The organism is Neobacillus bataviensis LMG 21833, assembly GCF_000307875.1.
Classification (GTDB): Bacteria; Bacillota; Bacilli; order Bacillales; family Cytobacillaceae; genus Neobacillus; species Neobacillus bataviensis.
The window spans coordinates 15914-34032 of sequence record NZ_AJLS01000005.1 but is presented as its reverse complement, the minus strand read 5'-3'; the positions used below and the strand labels follow the sequence as shown (position 1 = coordinate 34032).

The window sequence follows — 18119 nt, the reverse complement described above, 5'->3', positions numbered from 1 at the left end:
ATGGAGATATAGAAGATCAATAGTATGTAATCAAAGGAAAGGTTAATTTCTATCCATTCCTTTGATTAGGTTGATTTTTTTTTGCCTGTTTTTAACGTTTGATTGATTGTTAGGAGAATAAATAAAGGAGGAGATTTTTCTGAAAAGGTTTGTAATGACGACCGTTTTAGCTAGCTTTCTATTATCCATCCCCTTATCGGCCTTTGCCTACAGTAACCCCCTTACATTATCAGATTCTTGGAAATGGGATACAGGAGTGTTTTATGGAGAAGGGGATCCCTATATTTTAAAACACAATGGTATTTATTATCTTTATGTCAGTACGGTGGATGATAAGAGTGGAGTAAAAGCTTGGAAGTCGGAGGATTTAGTAAATTGGGAGTACGGTGGATTAGTAACGAAGGAACCAACAACGAAGGCTGCCTACGCACCTGAGGTTGTTTATTGGAATGGTGATTTTTATATGTACACATCACCTGGGGGACATGGGCATTATGTGTACAAAAGCTCAAATCCATTAGGTCCTTTTGTGAAGCAAACAAATAACTTAGGCATGGGAATCGATGGACATGTATTCATTGATGATGATGGAAAATGGTATTTCTATAGTACTGGAGATAAAAGAATTGATGCGCGTCCAATGTCAGATCCCTATACCTTTGGTCAAGTATCAAATACTGGTGCAGAAATGAATGGCTGGACAGAAGGGCCAACCGTTTTGAAAAGAAATAGTAAATATTATATGACCTATACAGGCAATCACGTATGGAACAAAGCATATCGTGTTGACTATGCAAGCAGTGATAGTCCGATTACTGGTTTTTCACATAACCTTGACCAAAATCCAATTTTGATAAATTCGGAAGGATCGAATGTAGGACTTGGGCACAATTCTGTCGTTAGAGGTCCAGATCTTGACTCTGAGTATATGGTGTATCATAGTCATGCGAATCCAGGACGATATATGAATCTAGATCGAATCGCTTGGAATGGCGAAAAGATGCTTGTCCTTGGACCTACGACTTCAGAACAGCCAAACCCGGACTTACCTGATTTTAGTGAGCGTTTCACACAATCATCGTTTACTGAAAATTGGGAAAACACAAAAGGAGGAAGCTGGAGTATTGCTTCAGATATGCCTGGCTGGCTTCAACAAACGACAATAGAAAATACCCATTCATTTAAACAATTGACGAAGGCTTCCACTGCCTCAGACTACACCGCAGAATTCAATATGAAAGCGTTAGAACAGGGAACGGTAGGTGATCCACAATTAGGTGCTGTTTTCTCTTATAAGGATGAAAATAATTACGGCTTAGCGGTATTAAATCCTAAGAAAAATCAATTAGAATCTTACTTTATCATAAACGGGGTCAAACAAAGCAGTGAAGCTACGGACCTGCCTAAGGGCTATGATTATTCAAAGCTCCATCAATTACGAGTAGAAAAGTCTTCCGCCACTTATAAGATTTTTGTAGATGGAATGCAAAAGCAAACGCGCAAAATGGCTGGGCTCAACGGAGGAAAAATTGGATATATTACTTCTAACCTTCACGCGGCATTTGGCTATACTGCATTCAGCAATAAAGTAAACGGAAGCAATGTATTTAAGGCGTATAAACCTTTACCGGGAAAGATCGAAGCTGTTCACTATAATACAGGCGGTGAAGGAGTAGGCTTTCATGATTCAACTGCAAAGAATACTAGTGACCTATATAGAAGAGATTCTGCTGAGATTAAAGTGAATTCTGAAGGTGGATATAACGTAAGCTTGAATAAACCCGGTGAATGGTTCAACTACAATGTCAATGTTGCTGAAGACGCAACTTACAATGTAGACCTAAGAGTATCAGCCTCGAGTGATGATGCCAAGTTAAAATTAGTGTTAGATGACTCGACCGATTTGACAGGTGTATTAAATATCCCAAAAACAGATGAGTGGAAAACATTTTCGATTGAGGGCATTGATTTACCAAAAGGGAAGCATTCGATAAAAATAGTCGTTAACGATGGAACGTTTGATTTAGCCAATATGAATTTTCAAAAATATAAAGAAGTAAAACAAGTGATTTCAGATTTTAACGATGGAAAGAGTGATGGCTGGGAGGAAATAGAAGGATATTGGACGGTTAAAACAAATAAACCCAGCCCTTTTGATGCACACAAACCTATACCAGGTTCAATTAGTGCCGCCTACTATATAACTGGCGGTGAAGGGGTCGCATATCATGAAACAACGGCTGAAAATATTGGTGGTGTATTAAGAGGAGATGCTGTCGATATCCGCAACAATCCCAAAGGTGGGACAGCAGTTGGATGGAATCAAACAGGAGAATGGTTTAAATACAATGTCTCCATTAAAGAAACAGGTCTCTATAATGTTCAATTAAATACGGCAACTACATTTCAATCGGCAAAGGTTCGTTTATGGTTAGATGATAAAACAGATTTAACTGGTGTGTTAGATGTCCCCAATACAGGTGATTGGAATAATTGGCAGCCCGTTATTAAAGAAGGGATTACATTGCCTGAGGGTGATCATACGATTAAGGTTGAGATAGTAGAAGGAGAATTTGATTTTACTAGTCTTGATTTTACATCGTTTGATATTCATAAACCAGTGCCAGGTATCATTGAAGCTGCTGAATACAATCTTGGTGGTGAAGGTGTAGGCTACCATGATAACACTGCGGGGAATAGTGGAGGAAAATATCGAGCCGATTCTGTCGATATCCGAGTGAATCCGGAAGGTGGATTCGCAGTTACCTCCAATCAAACAGGTGAATGGCTGGCATATGATATAGATATTGAAGAAGAAGGCACATATGGTTTAGATTTACTTACATCTGCAACCAAAGATGGAGGAAAGGCAAAGCTCCTTATAGATGATAAAATTGATGTAACAGGAGAAATAGACATACCAAATACAGGCGATCAGAATAATTGGAAAAGTGTTTCATTAAAGGACATTTCATTACCAGCTGGAAAACACACATTAAAGCTAGTAACTCTTCATGGAGAATTTGATGTTTCTAGATTAACACTTCACAGGTTTGACAATCATAGGAAGCTTCCAGGAAAAATCATGGCGGCTGAATATATTACAGGTGGAGAAGGTATTGGTTATCACGATAATTCTCCTGTAAATATCGGAGGTAAATATAGAAGAGATTCCGTAGATATTCGCGTTAATCCTGAGGGTGGGTATAATGTTGGCTGGAATCAAGCGGGAGAATGGTTAAAATATAACGTCGATATTGAAAAAGAGGACAAATACCAAGTAGCCATCAGAATTGCAACTGATTTAGAGGGAAATCAAATTAGACTTTGGCTTGATGATACTGTTGATTTAACAGGTATCATAGATGTGCCAAAAACAGGCGGCTGGGATAACTGGGAAAGTGTCATTAAAGAAAATGTCTTTTTACCCGCTGGCAAACATACGATTAAGGCGGAAATGGTAAAGGGTGAATTTGACTTTAGAAGTATTGATTTTACTTTAGATAAAGGAGAAGAACCACCGGCAGCTGAAGGGGAATATAGTGCAGCACCAGGTACCTTTGCGAAATCTGTAATCGGAGATCATATGTGGAAGGATTATACGGTTGAAGCAGATATTAATATTGGAGCTGGGACAGGTGACGGCGGCATAATTTTTAGAGTAAATAATCCAGCCAATGGGATTGAACTTGGACAAAATAATCCTGATTTTATGCAAGGGTATCTAGCGTATATCAATAAAGATGGTGTTCATTTAGGAAAATTTAATTATAATTGGTTGTACCTAAAAGGTGCAAAAATCAGCGCTCCTCTAAATACATGGCAGCATATGAAAGTTGTTGCAAAAGGAACCAATATTAAGATATTTGTTGGTGATATGGATACTCCTAAAATAGATTATACCGATAATAGCAGCACAGCATTTACACAAGGAAAAGTAGGACTTAGATCAAACTATAATTTTACGAGATTTGATAATTTTCATGTGAAACCAATAGAAACAAGTCACAAAACAATTTTGAAATTGCTTGATAAATACAATGCTTCTGGAGAAATAAATCATAGTTTATATAAACAATTAAGCAATAAACTAGAACAATCAAAACAACATATGGAAAAAGGCCATATTGAACAATCCTTAAAACATTTAAATGATTTTCAAGAATTTCTTGATAAAGCAAAAGGAGATTATGTATCTAAACGTGCAAAGGAAGAATTATTGTCAGATGGAGATAGATTACTAAGGGAATTAAAAAGAATATAAATTTCAACAAAAAGGTAAATCTTAGATGTCTACCTTTTTAAAAAAATGAGTAGCGTTTTGTGCTTAACGATAAAATCAATTCAAAGATAGTCATATAAGCCAATATGGAGGTACTAATTATGGAAACACAAACCCACCATATCATTACGAGTCAAAAAAATGAAATGTTTATGAATCCCCTGCTTGAAAGTGGCCCAGATCCTTATATTTATAAACATACAGATGGGTACTATTATTTAACCATTACATTATCTGATCATATAGCCATTTGGAGAAGTCCGACGATAACAGGATTTTCGACAACAGCCAAAACAATAATATGGTCACCTCCAGCAGAAGGCCCATATAGCCACAATATTTGGGCACCTGAAATACACTATATTAACGGAAAATGGTTCATTTATTTTACTGCCAATGATGGTGGTGGTGATGATACTCGGCATATCTATGTACTTGAAAATTCTTCGCCAAATCCATTTCTGGGCAAGTGGCATTTCAGGGGTGCAGTGAATACCGATCATCCTGGTTTAGATGGAACCGTTCTTCAACATAAGAACGAATTATATTTTCTTTACTCAGGATATGGATACTTTCCTGATTATGGGTCAGCACTTTACATGGCAAAAATGGAAAACCCGTGGACCCTAATAGGTGAAAACATATTACTATCGGCTCCGGAGGATGAATGGGAGAAACAAGGTGGAATGGCTATAAATGAAGGTCCAATAATTCTAAAACGGAACGGTAAAATTTTTCTCGTTTTTTCTGCAAGTGCAACATGGTCTGATGACTATTGCTTAGGGATGCTTACAGCAAGTGAAACGGCTAACCTTCTTGATCCTGATTCTTGGGTAAAACATCCAGGACCCGTTTTCTCGAAAAGTGTAAAAAACCGAGTATTTTCACCTGGGCATAATAGCTTTACTCAATCCCCGGACGGAACGGAGGACTGGATCGTCTACCACGCATTTTCGTTTTCGGAGGCCGAAGGAGATCATGGTTTGGGAAGGCTGCGGAATCCAAGGATTCAAAAAATCAATTGGAAACCAGACGGTACCCCAAATTTTGGTACGCCACTACCAGCCTATACACCGATGACCAAACCTTCTGGAGAAGTATAGACTTTATGCTTAAAAGCAGGAGAGAGTTCCCTTGATTGTCTGCTCCACGCGGACACTGTCCACGAAGGGTGTCAGGCACCAATTTCAAGAAAATGTAAAAAATGTGCAACCAAAAACCCCTATTTGACTTTTGTAGGGGTTTTTTGGTCTATTTTTTTGGCACATCTATCACAAATGGAACTGTAAAGACCTTACCTTCAAGTTTAAATTGCCCCCAAACTTTATAAACGCCAGTTTCCGGAAAAATCGTCATAAAGATCACCTTCGGCCCATTTCCCGCGGTTGTCATCGGATGGATGTGCAAGTATCTTTCGGCATCTGCACTCATGGCAACCATGTGACCCATGGCCCCTAAATAGGGCTGGAGATCTTTGATGGGCTGATTGGTTTTTGCGTCAGTAATGGTAAAGGTCATATGCAAAGTTTCACCTGCGGTAAGTTGACTAAACGAGAGTGTCACTTTTTTTCCATCCACTACTTTGGTTAATTCTTGATCAGGAACTAATGGCTCCTCCTGTGCGGCCACGCCCTCCACATGCTGCCAATGACTTTCAATACTGCTATCCCCGCCGCCCTTCGGAGTCACATCAGCAATAATCTTATAATCTCCACCTGCTGGGAAGGTGGTGGTAATTGTAAATTCCCCATTTCCTTTATATTTTGGGTGGATATGTGAAAAATAAGATAAATCCTTACTAACAATAAATAAATGCATCTTTTTTTCATGGACGGTTTGGAATGATTTGATGGGCTGATTGTCTTTATCTTTTATTAAAATGGAGATTGGAATTTTCTCGTTTGGTTTTGGATGTTCTGCAATTTTCCATTCGGATTTTGTTGGAACAACATTAGTTGGTGTGGCGCTCATTTTATGATCCATCGTCGACTTTGGGACTTTTATTGAATTGCAAGCAGAAAGCATCACAGTGGTTAATAGTAGGGTGGTCATAATAAAATGTTTCATGGGATTTTCTCCTTTCGCATCATAGTCCGTCCATTCACTTTACATTACCTATTTGAACCAATGCAAGAATTTTATGTAAACAAACTAATCATCTATGTAAAAAAAAATGATACTATAGAAACAATAGTAGGAAAATCTTCGTCATATAATGGAGTATGATTCTAGGGCCTATTGATTAAAAAGTAAATCCATGGAGGAATTAAGCAGTTGATACCGTTATATTTGATGCATGTGACAGCAGTGGAACACAGTGAAAACCTACTTTGGACGTTTGTAACCATTAACATTTTTTTAGTCACTTCCGGAATCATTTTTATGTATAGGTTATTTACTCAAAAGAAAGTTCGGATTGCTGGAATCGTATTTGGGATCGCCTTAGCTATAAATTATATCCTGATAGCTATTTTTGGAGATCCATTTGATCTGTTGGGCTAGTCCCCAAGGTGAGGAGATGAAGATTTGAAATATTACCGTTTATGGGTAATTGCCTTTTTATTAAAATTTATAGGCTCTGCTTGGGATGCGTCATATCACTTTAAGTATTTGTTTGAAGAATATTCGATTCCCCATATTGTTAATACACTTGGATTTGTCTTGGGCGGATATTTGTTACTGCAAGAGTGGCGGCGCCCCCAATACATGGATCGATTTTCAAGAAATCTGATTACGATTGGATATGTTTTATTTTTAATCGGTATTCCATTAGATTTCACCTATCATATTGCATATGGAATTGATTTAACGACATGGAGTCCGACCCATTTTATTTATTATATTGGAACGAGTATCATGATATTTGGAGTCTGGCGTGGGTATTACTTGTTCACAAGGGATGTATTGCCGACCTGGAAATCAATGCATACATGGTTCGGGATGTTCCAACTTGAGTGTTTGATGTTCCCGAATATGCAGCAGGAAAATGGAGCGATTTCGTATGATCAGTACATTCATGGAAAATCCATCGCCTCCCAAGAAATCCTAGAGCTGATCTCGGATCCGGCCTCGCAAATTTTCGGCGGTATTCCGGAATGGGTTTATCCGATTTATTCCGTGCTGATGGTGGCATTGCTTACGGTACTGATCATTCGAATTTTCCAGGAATTTACCATACCAGTAATGGCCGCAGCACTATATATCCTATTAAGGATTATTGGAAAAGCAACCTTTCTTGCAGTGGGTTATCCAACCTCCTATGTACCAATCACACTGCTATTAATTCCATTACTGTATTTATTGTTTAAAAAGACAAACTGGCTGGCAGGACTTACGGGGGGTATAGCCTATTTCCTTTCTTTGTTTGCAATTCATAAATCTGGCATACTCATCACACCGCCATTAGAATTGTGGGAGATCGTACCTGTTGCTTTAGTCGGTGTCCTTGTTCCCATTATCATCCCAGTGGTGAAGTTTTTACCACTGCCAAAAAAAGAAAAACAAATTGTCTAAAGAAGAGGGTGCCCACATGATGGGCACCCTCTAATTACGTTAGCGTGGAGCAGTACCTGTCGCAGCAGGAGTTTCCTTCACCGTTGTCGTACTCTTCATTCCAAACAAAAATCGTAAGGCAGGAATGCGTCTAATGATCAAATGATAAAGTAGCATAATAATGACAAACGAAGCAGCAATAAGAAAAATCAGTTTAACGGGGATTGGCCAAGGCAAATCATACATAAGAAAACCAAGCAATACGATGACAGGCTGATGTAGCACATAAAATGGCATGGAGGCCTCACTGCCATATGTTAAGAAACGATTCGGTACCGATAAATATTTGTCTGCTAAAAAGAATATACATAACAGCCAGCTCCAACAATTTACCGTGTGAACGGCATAAAAAAGGATATCATTGATTGTTCCCGGCTGCGGGACTGCCTTCATAAACCAAACGATGAAAACCAACGAAGTGAAAACAGCGATAGTAAAATGAAACTTAATGGTCTTTTGAAGGGCAGGTTTGAATGCTTCATTTGAAAAGAAATAATAGCCATAAATAAAGAGTACTAAATAATAAACGATATCCCATCCGCCTAGATTGACGGTTTTAATGGGCCCGACTAGAAAAAGTACTATTGGTAAAATGAAAAAATGAACAAAGCTAAATTTATTTTTCCTGCCTATTTTTTTAAAAAGAGGCAGAGTAAGAAGGGAAAAGACGAGAAGTACAAGCAAATACCATAGGTGCAAACCGAAAAAGGCAAAGTTCCCCGTTCCGCCAATACTTAAGTACACACCGTCTAAATAATGGGGAAGGAAATCGATAAATGAACCATTAAACTGATTGTGAGTAATTCGTTCAATGTAAACCTGCGGTGGAGTTAAAAAGATTACTCCAAATAAAAGTGGAACACCTAATCGTAACAATCGCTCGCGAATATAGACCGCCGCGGTTCGTTTCTGCAAAGTGTAAACAACACTAATTCCCGATACAGCAATAAAAATAGGCATCAGCCAGGAACCGACAAAGAGTGAAAAGGCCAAAATCCAGCCTGAATCTTGTTCATTGTTTTTCACATGCCATGGAAAGGGATTAAAAAACATCGAGCAATGATAGAGAAACACCGCAATCGTTGCCAATACCCGGATCCAATCCAAATCATATTGTCGATTAAGTCTAAATTGATCTTTAATCATAAATCACCTCTAGTAATATAATTCAAGAAACTGTTTTATTGCGGGATCCATTTTTACTAGATCCGCTTCAGACGGGAAATGCCCCATATCGAAAGCTTCATAGTTTGTAAGGTTTGGAATGATTTCATGGGCTGCTTTCATAATTTTCTCCTCTGGAAAAAAAATATCCTTTCGACCAGCGATGATCATAGTTGGAGCTGTGTAGTTTAGTAATTCTCTTTTTTCAGTGAGCTTCGGCATTTCCTGCTCAAGTTTTACATACTTAAAAATACTCGCAATAATTTCTTGATCCATTTCTTTCATACTATCGTCGGACATGGTATTAGCTATTTTATTCATTTGTTCATTAGAATCATTGAATTTATAGATCATTAATGGCACAAGAATTTTCCTAATCATCGCAAGCTTAGAACCAAGTTGAATCCCTGATGGAGATACTAAAACGGAACAAGCGATTTTTTCAGGCATGAAGGTCGCCAGCCTCAGGATAATACCAGCGCCGTATGAAGGCCCAATAAAGGCCGATTTTTCGATATGAAAGTTGGCCATTAATTCTGATATCCAGCGTGCGAAACTGTCATCCCGGGCAGATATTCGTGTTTCTGCGCTGAATCCTGGATGACCAATCGTATCGGGAGCATAAATTCGATAGTTTTCTAGTAGCGGCTTGAACCATGATAATGTCATAGGATTGATACAATTTCCGCCTTGAAAAATAAAAATCGGCTTTCCGTCTTCAGGTCCAGCCACTAAAACGTGAGTCCTACCAAATGTCGTCTCCACATACATTCTTTCGAAATCACATTTAAATGATTCTAAGTATTTTTCGTAAAAACCAAGAATAGCAGCTTTTCCAATGTCACTTTTATAAATTAAATGACTCGTCATGTAACACCTCGTAATTCAATAATATTCCATTTTTAATTATATTATCAAGTGAAATGAGGTTTATGACAATATTGTGAAATCATTCACAAGTTGTATTGGAATGTGACGAACTTCACAATTTTATTTTGTTCAGGTAATTACAATATAGATATAGAGAAAAACATAAATAACGTAATAAAACAGATAGGGAGCGACCCAATGATGAAAAAATTAGTAATGATCGGAAACGGAATGGCTGGGGTCAGAACGATTGAAGAAATCCTCAAACAAGCCCCAGAACAATTTGACATAACGATTTTTGGACAAGAACCACACCCTAACTATAATCGAATCAAGTTATCCAATATCCTGCAGGGCGATACAAATTTTGATGAAATCATTATCAATCCGCTAGATTGGTATAAAGAGAATAATATTCAATTATTTTCAGGTGAAGCAGTTGTCAAAATAGATGTGGACAGAAAGCGCGTCATCAGCGATCAAGGCCGGGAAGTTGAGTATGATGAATTAATCATTGCTACAGGATCAAATTCTTTCATCTTGCCTATTCCAGGTGCAGACAAAATCGGTGTAACAGGATTTCGTGATATCCAAGATTGTGAAATGATGATCAAGTCAGCCGAGGAGTATAAAAAAGCTGTGGTAATCGGCGGTGGACTTCTTGGGCTCGAAGCTGCAAGAGGCTTGTTGAATCTTGGAATGAGCGTCGATGTGGTACACCTGATGCCGCATCTAATGGAACGCCAGCTTGACCCAATTGCCTCTTCACTTCTTAGGTCAGAACTAGAAGCCCAGGGCATGAACTTCTTAATGGAAAAAGAAACGGTCGAAATTCTTGGTGATGAACGTGTCACAGGTCTTCGTTTTAAAGACGGCTCAGAAGCCGAAGCCGACCTTGTCGTAATGTCTATTGGGATTAAATCCAATACAACGGTTGCGAAAAATAGCGGTATTTACGTTAATCGCGGCATTGTCGTCAATGACTTTATGGAAACCAGTGTGCCACATGTGTACGCTGTTGGAGAATGTGCCGAGCACCGAGAAATTGTTTATGGGTTGGTTGCACCATTGTATGAACAAGGGAAAGTACTAGCGAACCGGATTTGTGGTATGGACGGGGAACCTTATGAAGGCTCTGTTACAGGAACACAGCTAAAAGTGGCAGGAGTTGACCTTTACTCTGCCGGAGAAATATTTGAAGACGAATCAACCAAATCAATCATGATTTACAACGAATATGAAGGCATCTATAAACGGGTGCTAACCAGAAATAACATGATTGTTGGGATTGTTCTTTATGGTGACACAAAGGATAGCACAAGGCTGTTCCGGATGCTGACGAAAAAAGAAGATATTAGCGGGGGTTCAATTTTTCAAACAGAATGTACGGGAAGCGGGACAAGCGATTCGATTGCTGCTATGCCGGACGATGAACTAGTTTGCGGCTGTAATGGTGTCACAAAAGGGGCAATTGTTGAAGCGATTCAAACGCAGGGGCTCACGACTCTTGATCAAGTCAGCCATTGCACAAACGCCGGTCGTTCATGCGGTCGCTGTAAGCCGATGGTCAGCAGCATTCTTGCCCATACACTTGGTGACCAATTTGATGCTACTGCTGCGCAAAAGGTGAGCATTTGCGGTTGTACTACGATTAGCCGTGAGGAATTGGTGGCGGAAATCAAGGAGAAGGGCTTAACAAGTGTGAAAGAGGTCATGAACGTGCTGGAGTGGAATAATGAGGAAGGCTGCACGAAATGCCGCCCGGCCATCAATTATTACCTTGGCATGATTCTCATGGATGAATACAAGGATGACCGTGATTCCCGTTTGGTTAACGAAAAAATACACGCCAATATTCAAAAAGACGGAACGTACTCCGTCGTTCCAAGAATGTACGGCGGGGTCACAACGGCGGCGGATTTGAAGAAAATTGCTGAAGTCGCAGAAAGGTACCATGTTCCGTTAGTAAAATTAACCGGTGGACAGGGGATTGGTTTGTTCGGTGTGAAAAAAGAAGACCTGCCAAGCATGTGGGAAGATCTTGATATGCCATCAGGTTATGCTTATGGAAAAACACTACGTACCGTTAAGACTTGTGTCGGCGCACAATTCTGCCGCTACGGTACACAGGATTCCATGGCACTTGGCATTGAGCTGGAAAAGAAATTTGAACGACTTGATACACCTCATAAAGTAAAAATGGGCGTATCAGCCTGCCCAAGAAACTGCTCTGAAGCAGGCATCAAGGATATCGGCTTCGTCGGCATCGATGGCGGCTGGGAGATTTACGTCGCGGGTAACGGCGGTGTTGACCTTCGCCCTGGAGATTTACTATGCACGGTAAAAACACAAGTAGAAGTTATGGAAATGACAGGCGCTTACCTGCAATACTACCGGGAAACAGCGAATTATTTAGAGCGTACCTCAAAATGGGTTGAGCGCATGGGTCTTGATCATGTGAAAGAAGTCCTGGCAGATGAAGAAACTCGTAAAGCTTTAAACGAACGCATGGATCAAACGTTGAAAAAGTATATCGAGCCTTGGAATGAAGCGATTCAAAGTGAAGAAATTCAAGATAAATATTATACTAAACACACTGTAGCAGTTGGGAGTGAGTCCAAATGATCGAAACATTAACACGGATTCCAGTAGCACATTATTCTAATTTAAAGGCTAGGGCAGGCTATTCTATTAAGATTGATAAGACAGAAATTGCTCTTTTTAAGGTTACAAATGGCGAGGTTTATGCACTTGAAAATCGCAGTCCCCATCCGAAGGGCGGCGTCCTTTCCGAAGGACTTGTCAGCGGCAATTATGTATACTGCCCGGTCTATGATTGGAAAATTTCTTTAGTAGATGGTACGGTTCAGGCTCCGGACGAGGGGAAAGTACAGACATATCAGGTAGAAATAAAAGAGAATATTATTTTTATCGTATTGTAAGACAACAGGGAAGGAAGGCTGCAGGATGAAGACAGGAAAGGTATTTTTAGTTGGGGCAGGGCCAGGGGACGTTGGATTAATCACTGTTAAAGGAATGGAAGCCATTAAGCAAGCCGAGGTCATTTTATATGACCGGCTTGCCAATCCAAAGCTATTGGAATATGCAACGGGCGATTGCGAGTTGATTTACTGCGGCAAATTGCCTGATCGTCATATTTTACGGCAGGAGAACATTAATGACTTATTGGTGGAAAAGGCATTAGCAGGAAAAATTGTCGTCCGCTTAAAAGGCGGAGACCCCGGCGTTTTCGGCCGCGTGGGTGAAGAAGCGGCAGCCCTCGCCCTATACCAAATTCCTTTTGAAATCGTTCCAGGCATCTCATCGGGGATTGCAGCCCCCCTTTATGCGGGAATTCCTGTAACCCATCGTGATCATGCCGAATCCTTTGCCGTTGTTACCGCTCATGATAAATCCAAGGAAGGTAAACCGCTGCTAGACTGGGAAGGTCTCGTCCGCGGAGTGGATACGATTGCTTTTTACATGGGAGTGGGGAATTTACCATTTATCTGTGAAAATCTTGTAAATCAAGGGAAGCCAGCTTCCACACCAGTGATTCTAATCCAATGGGGGACATTTGGCCGCCAAAAAACATTGCAAGGGACACTTGCTGATATTTCTGAGAAAGTGTTGAAGGCCAAGTTCACCAATCCTGCGATCATTCTTGTAGGAGAAGTCATTTCACTTCGGGAGAAAATTAGCTGGTTTGAAAGTAAACCACTGTATGGCCGGCAAATCCTCTTGGCCCGTACTGGTGAGAGCGTGAGCGGTATGGCGCAGCATTTAATGGATCAAGGCGCTGATGTCATCGAATTTCCGAAATGGAAAAAGACCGTGCTGCCAGTTGATCTAAAAAAAGTGTCATCGTATGACAAGATTCTATTTACCTCTCCTGAAAGTGTAGGCGAATTTTTTAGTGCTGTATTTGAAAATGGTGTCGATATCCGAAAAATACATGCTGATTTTTTTGGCGCGTCTACTAAATCAGTGAAAGCATTAAATGACCGTGGATTTATCGCGCAGCTTGCTGAAGAGATGCCGGAGACAGGTAACTTACTAATTGTTGGTGACGATAGTATTTTACGGAGAAATTCTGAAAATGCTAATCTAATGGTAACTAGCAAAAAGGAGTTGGATTTCCAGTTCCTGCCGATTTTTAAAAGAATGCTAGAGGAAGCGGATGGGAATACCATGGTATTCCCTAGCAGTGCATCTGTGGAACCGTTTATCGAAGCATTGCGAGAAAGTGACATAGATACCGTGGAGCTATTGAAGGATTTGCAAGTTGTCAGTATGGGTAAACAAACAATGGCCGCAGTAGAAGCTGCCGGACTGCCTTCGCATGGAATGCCGGAAAAGGCAACGAAGGAAGCACTGGTTGACTATTTGGCCGGTCATCTGATTAAGGATGTGTAAGGGATGAAAGCGATCATTTATATCGCACACGGAAGCCGGCGGGCTGCAGCAAATGCGAGATTTATTGCTTTTATCCAAAAAGTAATGCAGCGGTCTTCGGCAGCGGTACAGGCCTATGGATTTCTTGAACATGCTGATCCATCAACGACACAGGCAATTGAAACATGTATCGGGCAGGGGGCAAGTGAGATTACGGTTGTCCCTGTATTCTTATTGCCAGGAATTCATGCAAATGTTGATATTCCCGCAGAACTGGAACGCTTTCCGGATGTTGTCTTTCACTACGGAAAGCCGCTTGGTGTTGATGAAGTTTTGGTCGGAATTCTTTCAGATAGGCTGGCTGAGGCTGGGTTTGGCGGGGCGGAGAATGAATCGGTGCTGCTGGTGGGACATGGAAGCCGTTTGACTGAAGCTGGGGTTGATTTTGAAAAACTAGCTTTAGGTTTAGCTGAGAAAATCACTAGTAAGGTTCATACGGCCTTCGTCACAACGTCTCCATTATATCAAGGGGTAGCAGAGAAACTAACGAACCAGAAGATTTATATTCTTCCCTATTTCTTGTTTTCCGGAGGTTATACCGTCAAAATGGAGAAGGAACTAGCTGGGGATGTTGTTTTTTGTGAAGCGATTGGCTTTGATGAAAAATTAATTCCGCTAATTGAAAAACGAGCAGCTGAGGTGGAACATGAGCTCAAATTATCCAATTATGTTACGGCTTGAAGGGAAAAAGGTTGTGGTCATTGGAGGCGGCAAAGTGGCTGAGCGGAAGGTCAGCGGCTTACTGGTTTCTGGGGCCAAAGTAGTGGTGATTAGCCCGGAAGCGACGGAGGAATTACAAAGGCTTTCTAAGTCTGGGAAAATGGAATGGATGCAGCAGTCGTTTTGTGTTGATGATTTGAAGGGTGCATTTATGGTATTCGCCGCCACAAATGATAAGACAGTGAATCAATTGATAAAGGATTCTACGGAGCCCCACCAGCTTGTCATGATGGTGGATGATCCGGATGGATCCGATTTCCACCTTCCATCGGTGGTACAACGCGGCCATTTGTCGATTGCCGTTTCAACAGGCGGTGCGAGTCCAACGCTAGCCAAGAAGATTCGTGCGCAGCTCGAGTTGGGGTTTGATGAGAAGTACGAGGACTACCTCGAATTTCTTTTTGAGAAGCGGAAGTGGATTATTAGTGAAGTTGCAGACCCCGCTTTAAAAAGAAAACTGTTAACGGCTATTGTTAGCGATGAGTTTTTACATAGCCACGATCGTGAGCGAGATTTTCAGTTGCTTTATAAGGAATTGATTTTTTGAAAAAATAAGAGTTCTTAAAGACAATTTTAGTGATTAGTTGGTGAGATATGTCTTTAATAAAGGGTATTAAAGACAAATTCAGTGACTAGCCAATTGGTTTTGTCTTTAATAAGGGCTCTTAAAGACAAATTCATTGATTAACCAATGGTTTTTGTCCTTAATAAGGGCTCTTAAAGACAAATTAGGTGAAAAACTATTGAATATTGTCTTTAATAAAGTCTCCCAAGGAAGGTTTATTAAATGAACATAGACCCTTTAACCATAGTCATGAACACAACATCCCCGTGTCTAAACTCGTTTTCATTTACAAATCCAATTTTTTCGTAAAGATGGATGGCGCGGCTATTAAACGAGGCCACAGTAAGGCGGAGTGGGGCATCTCCAAAAATTTCTTTAATGTGATTAAGGATAAATAAAAAAAATAAAAGTCCACGCCCTTGACCCGTAAATATTGGGTTCATCCCAATACCGATATCCAAATAGCCTTCAGGATATGCCCCGAACATGCTCCCAATCGGTACCTGTGCGGATTCACCGCTGCAGAAATATCCAAATATCTCATCATTGTCTAATACAACAAAATACGAGTGATTCAATAATTCCCTCACAGCATCTACACTGTATTCATTATTATAAAAATCATAGGGTGCCTCGTATTTCCAACCCAATATTTCCTCTGCAAAAATATCATCCATTTCCTTTACATAAATCGCCATAATACACCTCCGAAGACGAAATAGAGAAAAATATCCAATAGTGAAAATTAAGATGTATCAAGCTCAATTATATACTGATGGGGGAAATTTTACCTATTTTTGAAAAATTTTCGGAAAAGTGGTTCCAATTTTAAAAAGTGTGTTATATAATACGAAACATATATAGTTACTGTATTATAACAAAGGGGTGATCAAGTTTATGTCGACGCAAACGACAGGTATTGAAGTGGTTGGGGCAGTGAAAGCCCAGTACGATGAGATTTTAACAACAGGGGCTTTGAATTTTATTGAAGAATTGGAACGAAACTTTGGTGAACGAAGAGTGGAACTGTTACAGTACAGGCGAAAACGCCAAGTAGAAATTGATAATGGCAAACTGCCAAATTTCCTGCCTGAAACGAAACATATTCGCAATGGGGAGTGGACAGTTGCTCCGCTGCCGAAGGATCTTCAAGACCGCCGGGTAGAAATTACCGGGCCAACTGACCGGAAAATGGTCATCAATGCCTTAAACTCTGGGGCAAAATTGTTTATGGCTGATTTTGAGGATGCCACTTCACCGACATGGGAAAATGCTGTCGAAGGACAAATCAACTTGCGGGATGCAGTAAATCGGACGATTTCCTTTGAAAATCCGAATGGAAAAAAATATACGCTAAAGGAAGAGATTGCGGTTCTAATCCCAAGACCGCGTGGACTACACCTTGAGGAGAAACATGTGCTATTAGATGGCAAGCCTATCTCAGGAAGCTTTTTCGATTTCGGGTTGTACTTTTTCCATAATGTAAAAAGTCTGCTTGCAAGAGGCACTGGGCCATATTTCTATCTCCCAAAACTGGAAAGCCATTTAGAAGCAAGGCTTTGGAATGACGTATTTGTGTATGCACAAGAGAAACTAGGCATCCCACAAGGAACCATTAAAGCAACGGTTCTAATTGAAACAATCATGGCGGCGTTTGAAATGGATGAGATTCTTTATGAATTAAAGGAGCACTCAGCTGGCTTAAATTGCGGAAGATGGGATTATATTTTCAGCTTCATTAAAAAACTGCGTAACCAAAAGGATGTCATTTTACCGGATCGTGCCCAAGTCACGATGACCTCACCGTTCATGCGTTCGTACTCATTACTTACGATTCAAACATGCCATCGCCGCAAGGCACCGGCAATGGGCGGCATGGCAGCACAAATTCCGGTAAAAAATAACCCGGAGGCAAACGAAGAAGCATTTGCTAAAGTCCGCACTGATAAAGAGCGGGAAGCACGAGACGGGCATGACGGAACATGGGTCGCACATCCAGGACTTGTCCCAGTGGCAATGGAAGCATTCGACCGCGAAATGCCAACGCCAAACCAAATACACACGGCGAAACAGCAAAAAATTACGATTACCGCACAAGACTTACTTGAGGTACCGGGCGGAACAATTACGGAAACAGGCGTCCGCACAAATATCAATGTGGGCATTCAATATGTCGCTTCCTGGCTTTCTGGCAGAGGTGCCGCACCAATTTATAACTTAATGGAAGATGCGGCGACAGCGGAGATTTCACGTGCCCAGCTTTGGCAGTGGATCCGCCATCCGAAAGGTGTTCTGGCTGACGGCAGGAAAGTAACAATAGAAATGTATGAGCAATTAAAGGAAGAGGAACTGGAAAGAATTAAACAGGAAATTGGTTTACATGGCTTTGAGAATGGCCGATTTGATAAAGCTGTTCAACTGTATGACAAGTTAATTAGTCATGATGAGTTTGTTGATTTCTTAACATTGCCTGGATATGAGCAATTATAAAATAATAGATTAATAGGAGGA

Annotated in this window: 14 protein-coding genes; 10 read left to right on the top strand and 4 right to left on the bottom strand. The window is 40.5% G+C overall.

The genetic code is table 11. The features are described 5' to 3' along the window. Nucleotides 1-154 precede the first annotated feature (154 nt). Entirely contained in the window at nucleotides 155-4264 is a 4110-nt protein-coding gene (locus BABA_RS00930; protein WP_007083233.1) for a carbohydrate-binding protein, read from the top strand. A 119-nt stretch (nucleotides 4265-4383) separates the two neighbouring features. Further along, on the top strand, nucleotides 4384-5385 hold the full coding sequence (locus BABA_RS00925; protein ID WP_007083232.1) for a glycoside hydrolase family 43 protein: 1002 nt from the start codon (nucleotides 4384-4386) through the stop codon (nucleotides 5383-5385). A gap of 148 nt (nucleotides 5386-5533) precedes the next feature. Here BABA_RS00925 and BABA_RS00920 read toward each other — a convergent pair whose 3' ends face one another. After that, nucleotides 5534-6349, bottom strand: coding sequence for a hypothetical protein (locus BABA_RS00920; RefSeq protein ID WP_007083231.1), 816 nt, complete (start codon nucleotides 6347-6349; stop codon nucleotides 5534-5536). A 207-nt stretch (nucleotides 6350-6556) separates the two neighbouring features. Here BABA_RS00920 and BABA_RS00915 point away from each other — a divergent pair, with 207 nt between their 5' ends. Together BABA_RS00915 and BABA_RS00910 are read left to right on the top strand one after the other, a co-directional pair. After that, nucleotides 6557-6784: a hypothetical protein gene (locus BABA_RS00915; protein WP_007083230.1), complete on the top strand. Its 228-nt coding sequence runs from the start codon at nucleotides 6557-6559 to the stop codon at nucleotides 6782-6784. A gap of 24 nt (nucleotides 6785-6808) precedes the next feature. Further along, complete coding sequence (locus BABA_RS00910; RefSeq protein ID WP_007083229.1) at nucleotides 6809-7795, top strand: hypothetical protein; 987 nt, start codon at nucleotides 6809-6811, stop codon at nucleotides 7793-7795. Nucleotides 7796-7834: 39 nt separating this feature from the next. On the opposite strand, the gene BABA_RS00905 is transcribed toward BABA_RS00910, so the two are convergent. Further along, a complete protein-coding gene (locus BABA_RS00905; protein WP_007083228.1) occupies nucleotides 7835-8980 on the bottom strand; it encodes an acyltransferase family protein in 1146 nt (381 codons plus the stop codon). 9 nt (nucleotides 8981-8989) lie between these two features. Further along, nucleotides 8990-9868: an alpha/beta fold hydrolase gene (locus BABA_RS00900; RefSeq protein WP_007083227.1), complete on the bottom strand. Its 879-nt coding sequence runs from the start codon at nucleotides 9866-9868 to the stop codon at nucleotides 8990-8992. 198 nt (nucleotides 9869-10066) lie between these two features. Here BABA_RS00900 and nirB point away from each other — a divergent pair, with 198 nt between their 5' ends. Genes nirB through BABA_RS00875 form a run of 5 tightly spaced genes read left to right on the top strand, consistent with a single transcriptional unit; the run spans nucleotide 10067 to nucleotide 15590 of the window. Next, nucleotides 10067-12493: a nitrite reductase large subunit NirB gene (gene nirB / locus BABA_RS00895; RefSeq protein WP_007083226.1), complete on the top strand. Its 2427-nt coding sequence runs from the start codon at nucleotides 10067-10069 to the stop codon at nucleotides 12491-12493. Beyond that, nucleotides 12490-12810, top strand: coding sequence for a nitrite reductase small subunit NirD (nirD, locus tag BABA_RS00890; RefSeq protein WP_007083225.1), 321 nt, complete (start codon nucleotides 12490-12492; stop codon nucleotides 12808-12810). The genes nirB and nirD overlap by 4 nt, the downstream gene beginning before the upstream one ends. A 25-nt stretch (nucleotides 12811-12835) precedes the next feature. Continuing rightward, a complete protein-coding gene (cobA, locus tag BABA_RS00885) occupies nucleotides 12836-14284 on the top strand; it encodes a uroporphyrinogen-III C-methyltransferase (RefSeq protein ID WP_007083224.1) in 1449 nt (482 codons plus the stop codon). Between the two features lie 3 nt (nucleotides 14285-14287). Next, nucleotides 14288-15004: a sirohydrochlorin chelatase gene (locus BABA_RS00880; protein ID WP_007083223.1), complete on the top strand. Its 717-nt coding sequence runs from the start codon at nucleotides 14288-14290 to the stop codon at nucleotides 15002-15004. Then, nucleotides 14970-15590, top strand: coding sequence for an NAD(P)-binding protein (locus tag BABA_RS00875; RefSeq protein ID WP_007083222.1), 621 nt, complete (start codon nucleotides 14970-14972; stop codon nucleotides 15588-15590). Before BABA_RS00880 ends, BABA_RS00875 begins: the two co-directional genes overlap by 35 nt. A 236-nt stretch (nucleotides 15591-15826) precedes the next feature. Here the strand turns inward: BABA_RS00875 and BABA_RS00870 are convergent, their stop codons facing one another. Continuing rightward, a complete protein-coding gene (locus BABA_RS00870) occupies nucleotides 15827-16306 on the bottom strand; it encodes a GNAT family N-acetyltransferase (RefSeq protein WP_007083221.1) in 480 nt (159 codons plus the stop codon). 199 nt (nucleotides 16307-16505) lie between these two features. On the opposite strand from BABA_RS00870, the gene aceB reads away from it, so the two are divergent. Beyond that, nucleotides 16506-18098, top strand: coding sequence for a malate synthase A (gene aceB / locus BABA_RS00865; protein ID WP_007083220.1), 1593 nt, complete (start codon nucleotides 16506-16508; stop codon nucleotides 18096-18098). The last annotated feature ends 21 nt before the right edge of the window (nucleotides 18099-18119 follow it).

Bases quoted from the DNA above. Each gene is read 5' to 3' on its own strand.
- BABA_RS00930 (WP_007083233.1), top strand. From the start codon at position 155: ATGACGACCGTTTTAGCTAGCTTTCTATTATCCATCCCCTTATCGGCC.
- BABA_RS00925 (WP_007083232.1), top strand. From the start codon at position 4,384: ATGGAAACACAAACCCACCATATCATTACGAGTCAAAAAAATGAAATG.
- BABA_RS00870 (WP_007083221.1), bottom strand. From the start codon at position 16,306: ATGGCGATTTATGTAAAGGAAATGGATGATATTTTTGCAGAGGAAATA.
- BABA_RS00875 (WP_007083222.1), top strand. From the start codon at position 14,970: ATGAGCTCAAATTATCCAATTATGTTACGGCTTGAAGGGAAAAAGGTT.
- nirB (WP_007083226.1), top strand. From the start codon at position 10,067: ATGATGAAAAAATTAGTAATGATCGGAAACGGAATGGCTGGGGTCAGA.
- BABA_RS00920 (WP_007083231.1), bottom strand. From the start codon at position 6,349: ATGAAACATTTTATTATGACCACCCTACTATTAACCACTGTGATGCTT.
- BABA_RS00900 (WP_007083227.1), bottom strand. From the start codon at position 9,868: ATGACGAGTCATTTAATTTATAAAAGTGACATTGGAAAAGCTGCTATT.
- nirD (WP_007083225.1), top strand. From the start codon at position 12,490: ATGATCGAAACATTAACACGGATTCCAGTAGCACATTATTCTAATTTA.
- BABA_RS00905 (WP_007083228.1), bottom strand. From the start codon at position 8,980: ATGATTAAAGATCAATTTAGACTTAATCGACAATATGATTTGGATTGG.
- aceB (WP_007083220.1), top strand. From the start codon at position 16,506: ATGTCGACGCAAACGACAGGTATTGAAGTGGTTGGGGCAGTGAAAGCC.
- BABA_RS00880 (WP_007083223.1), top strand. From the start codon at position 14,288: ATGAAAGCGATCATTTATATCGCACACGGAAGCCGGCGGGCTGCAGCA.
- cobA (WP_007083224.1), top strand. From the start codon at position 12,836: ATGAAGACAGGAAAGGTATTTTTAGTTGGGGCAGGGCCAGGGGACGTT.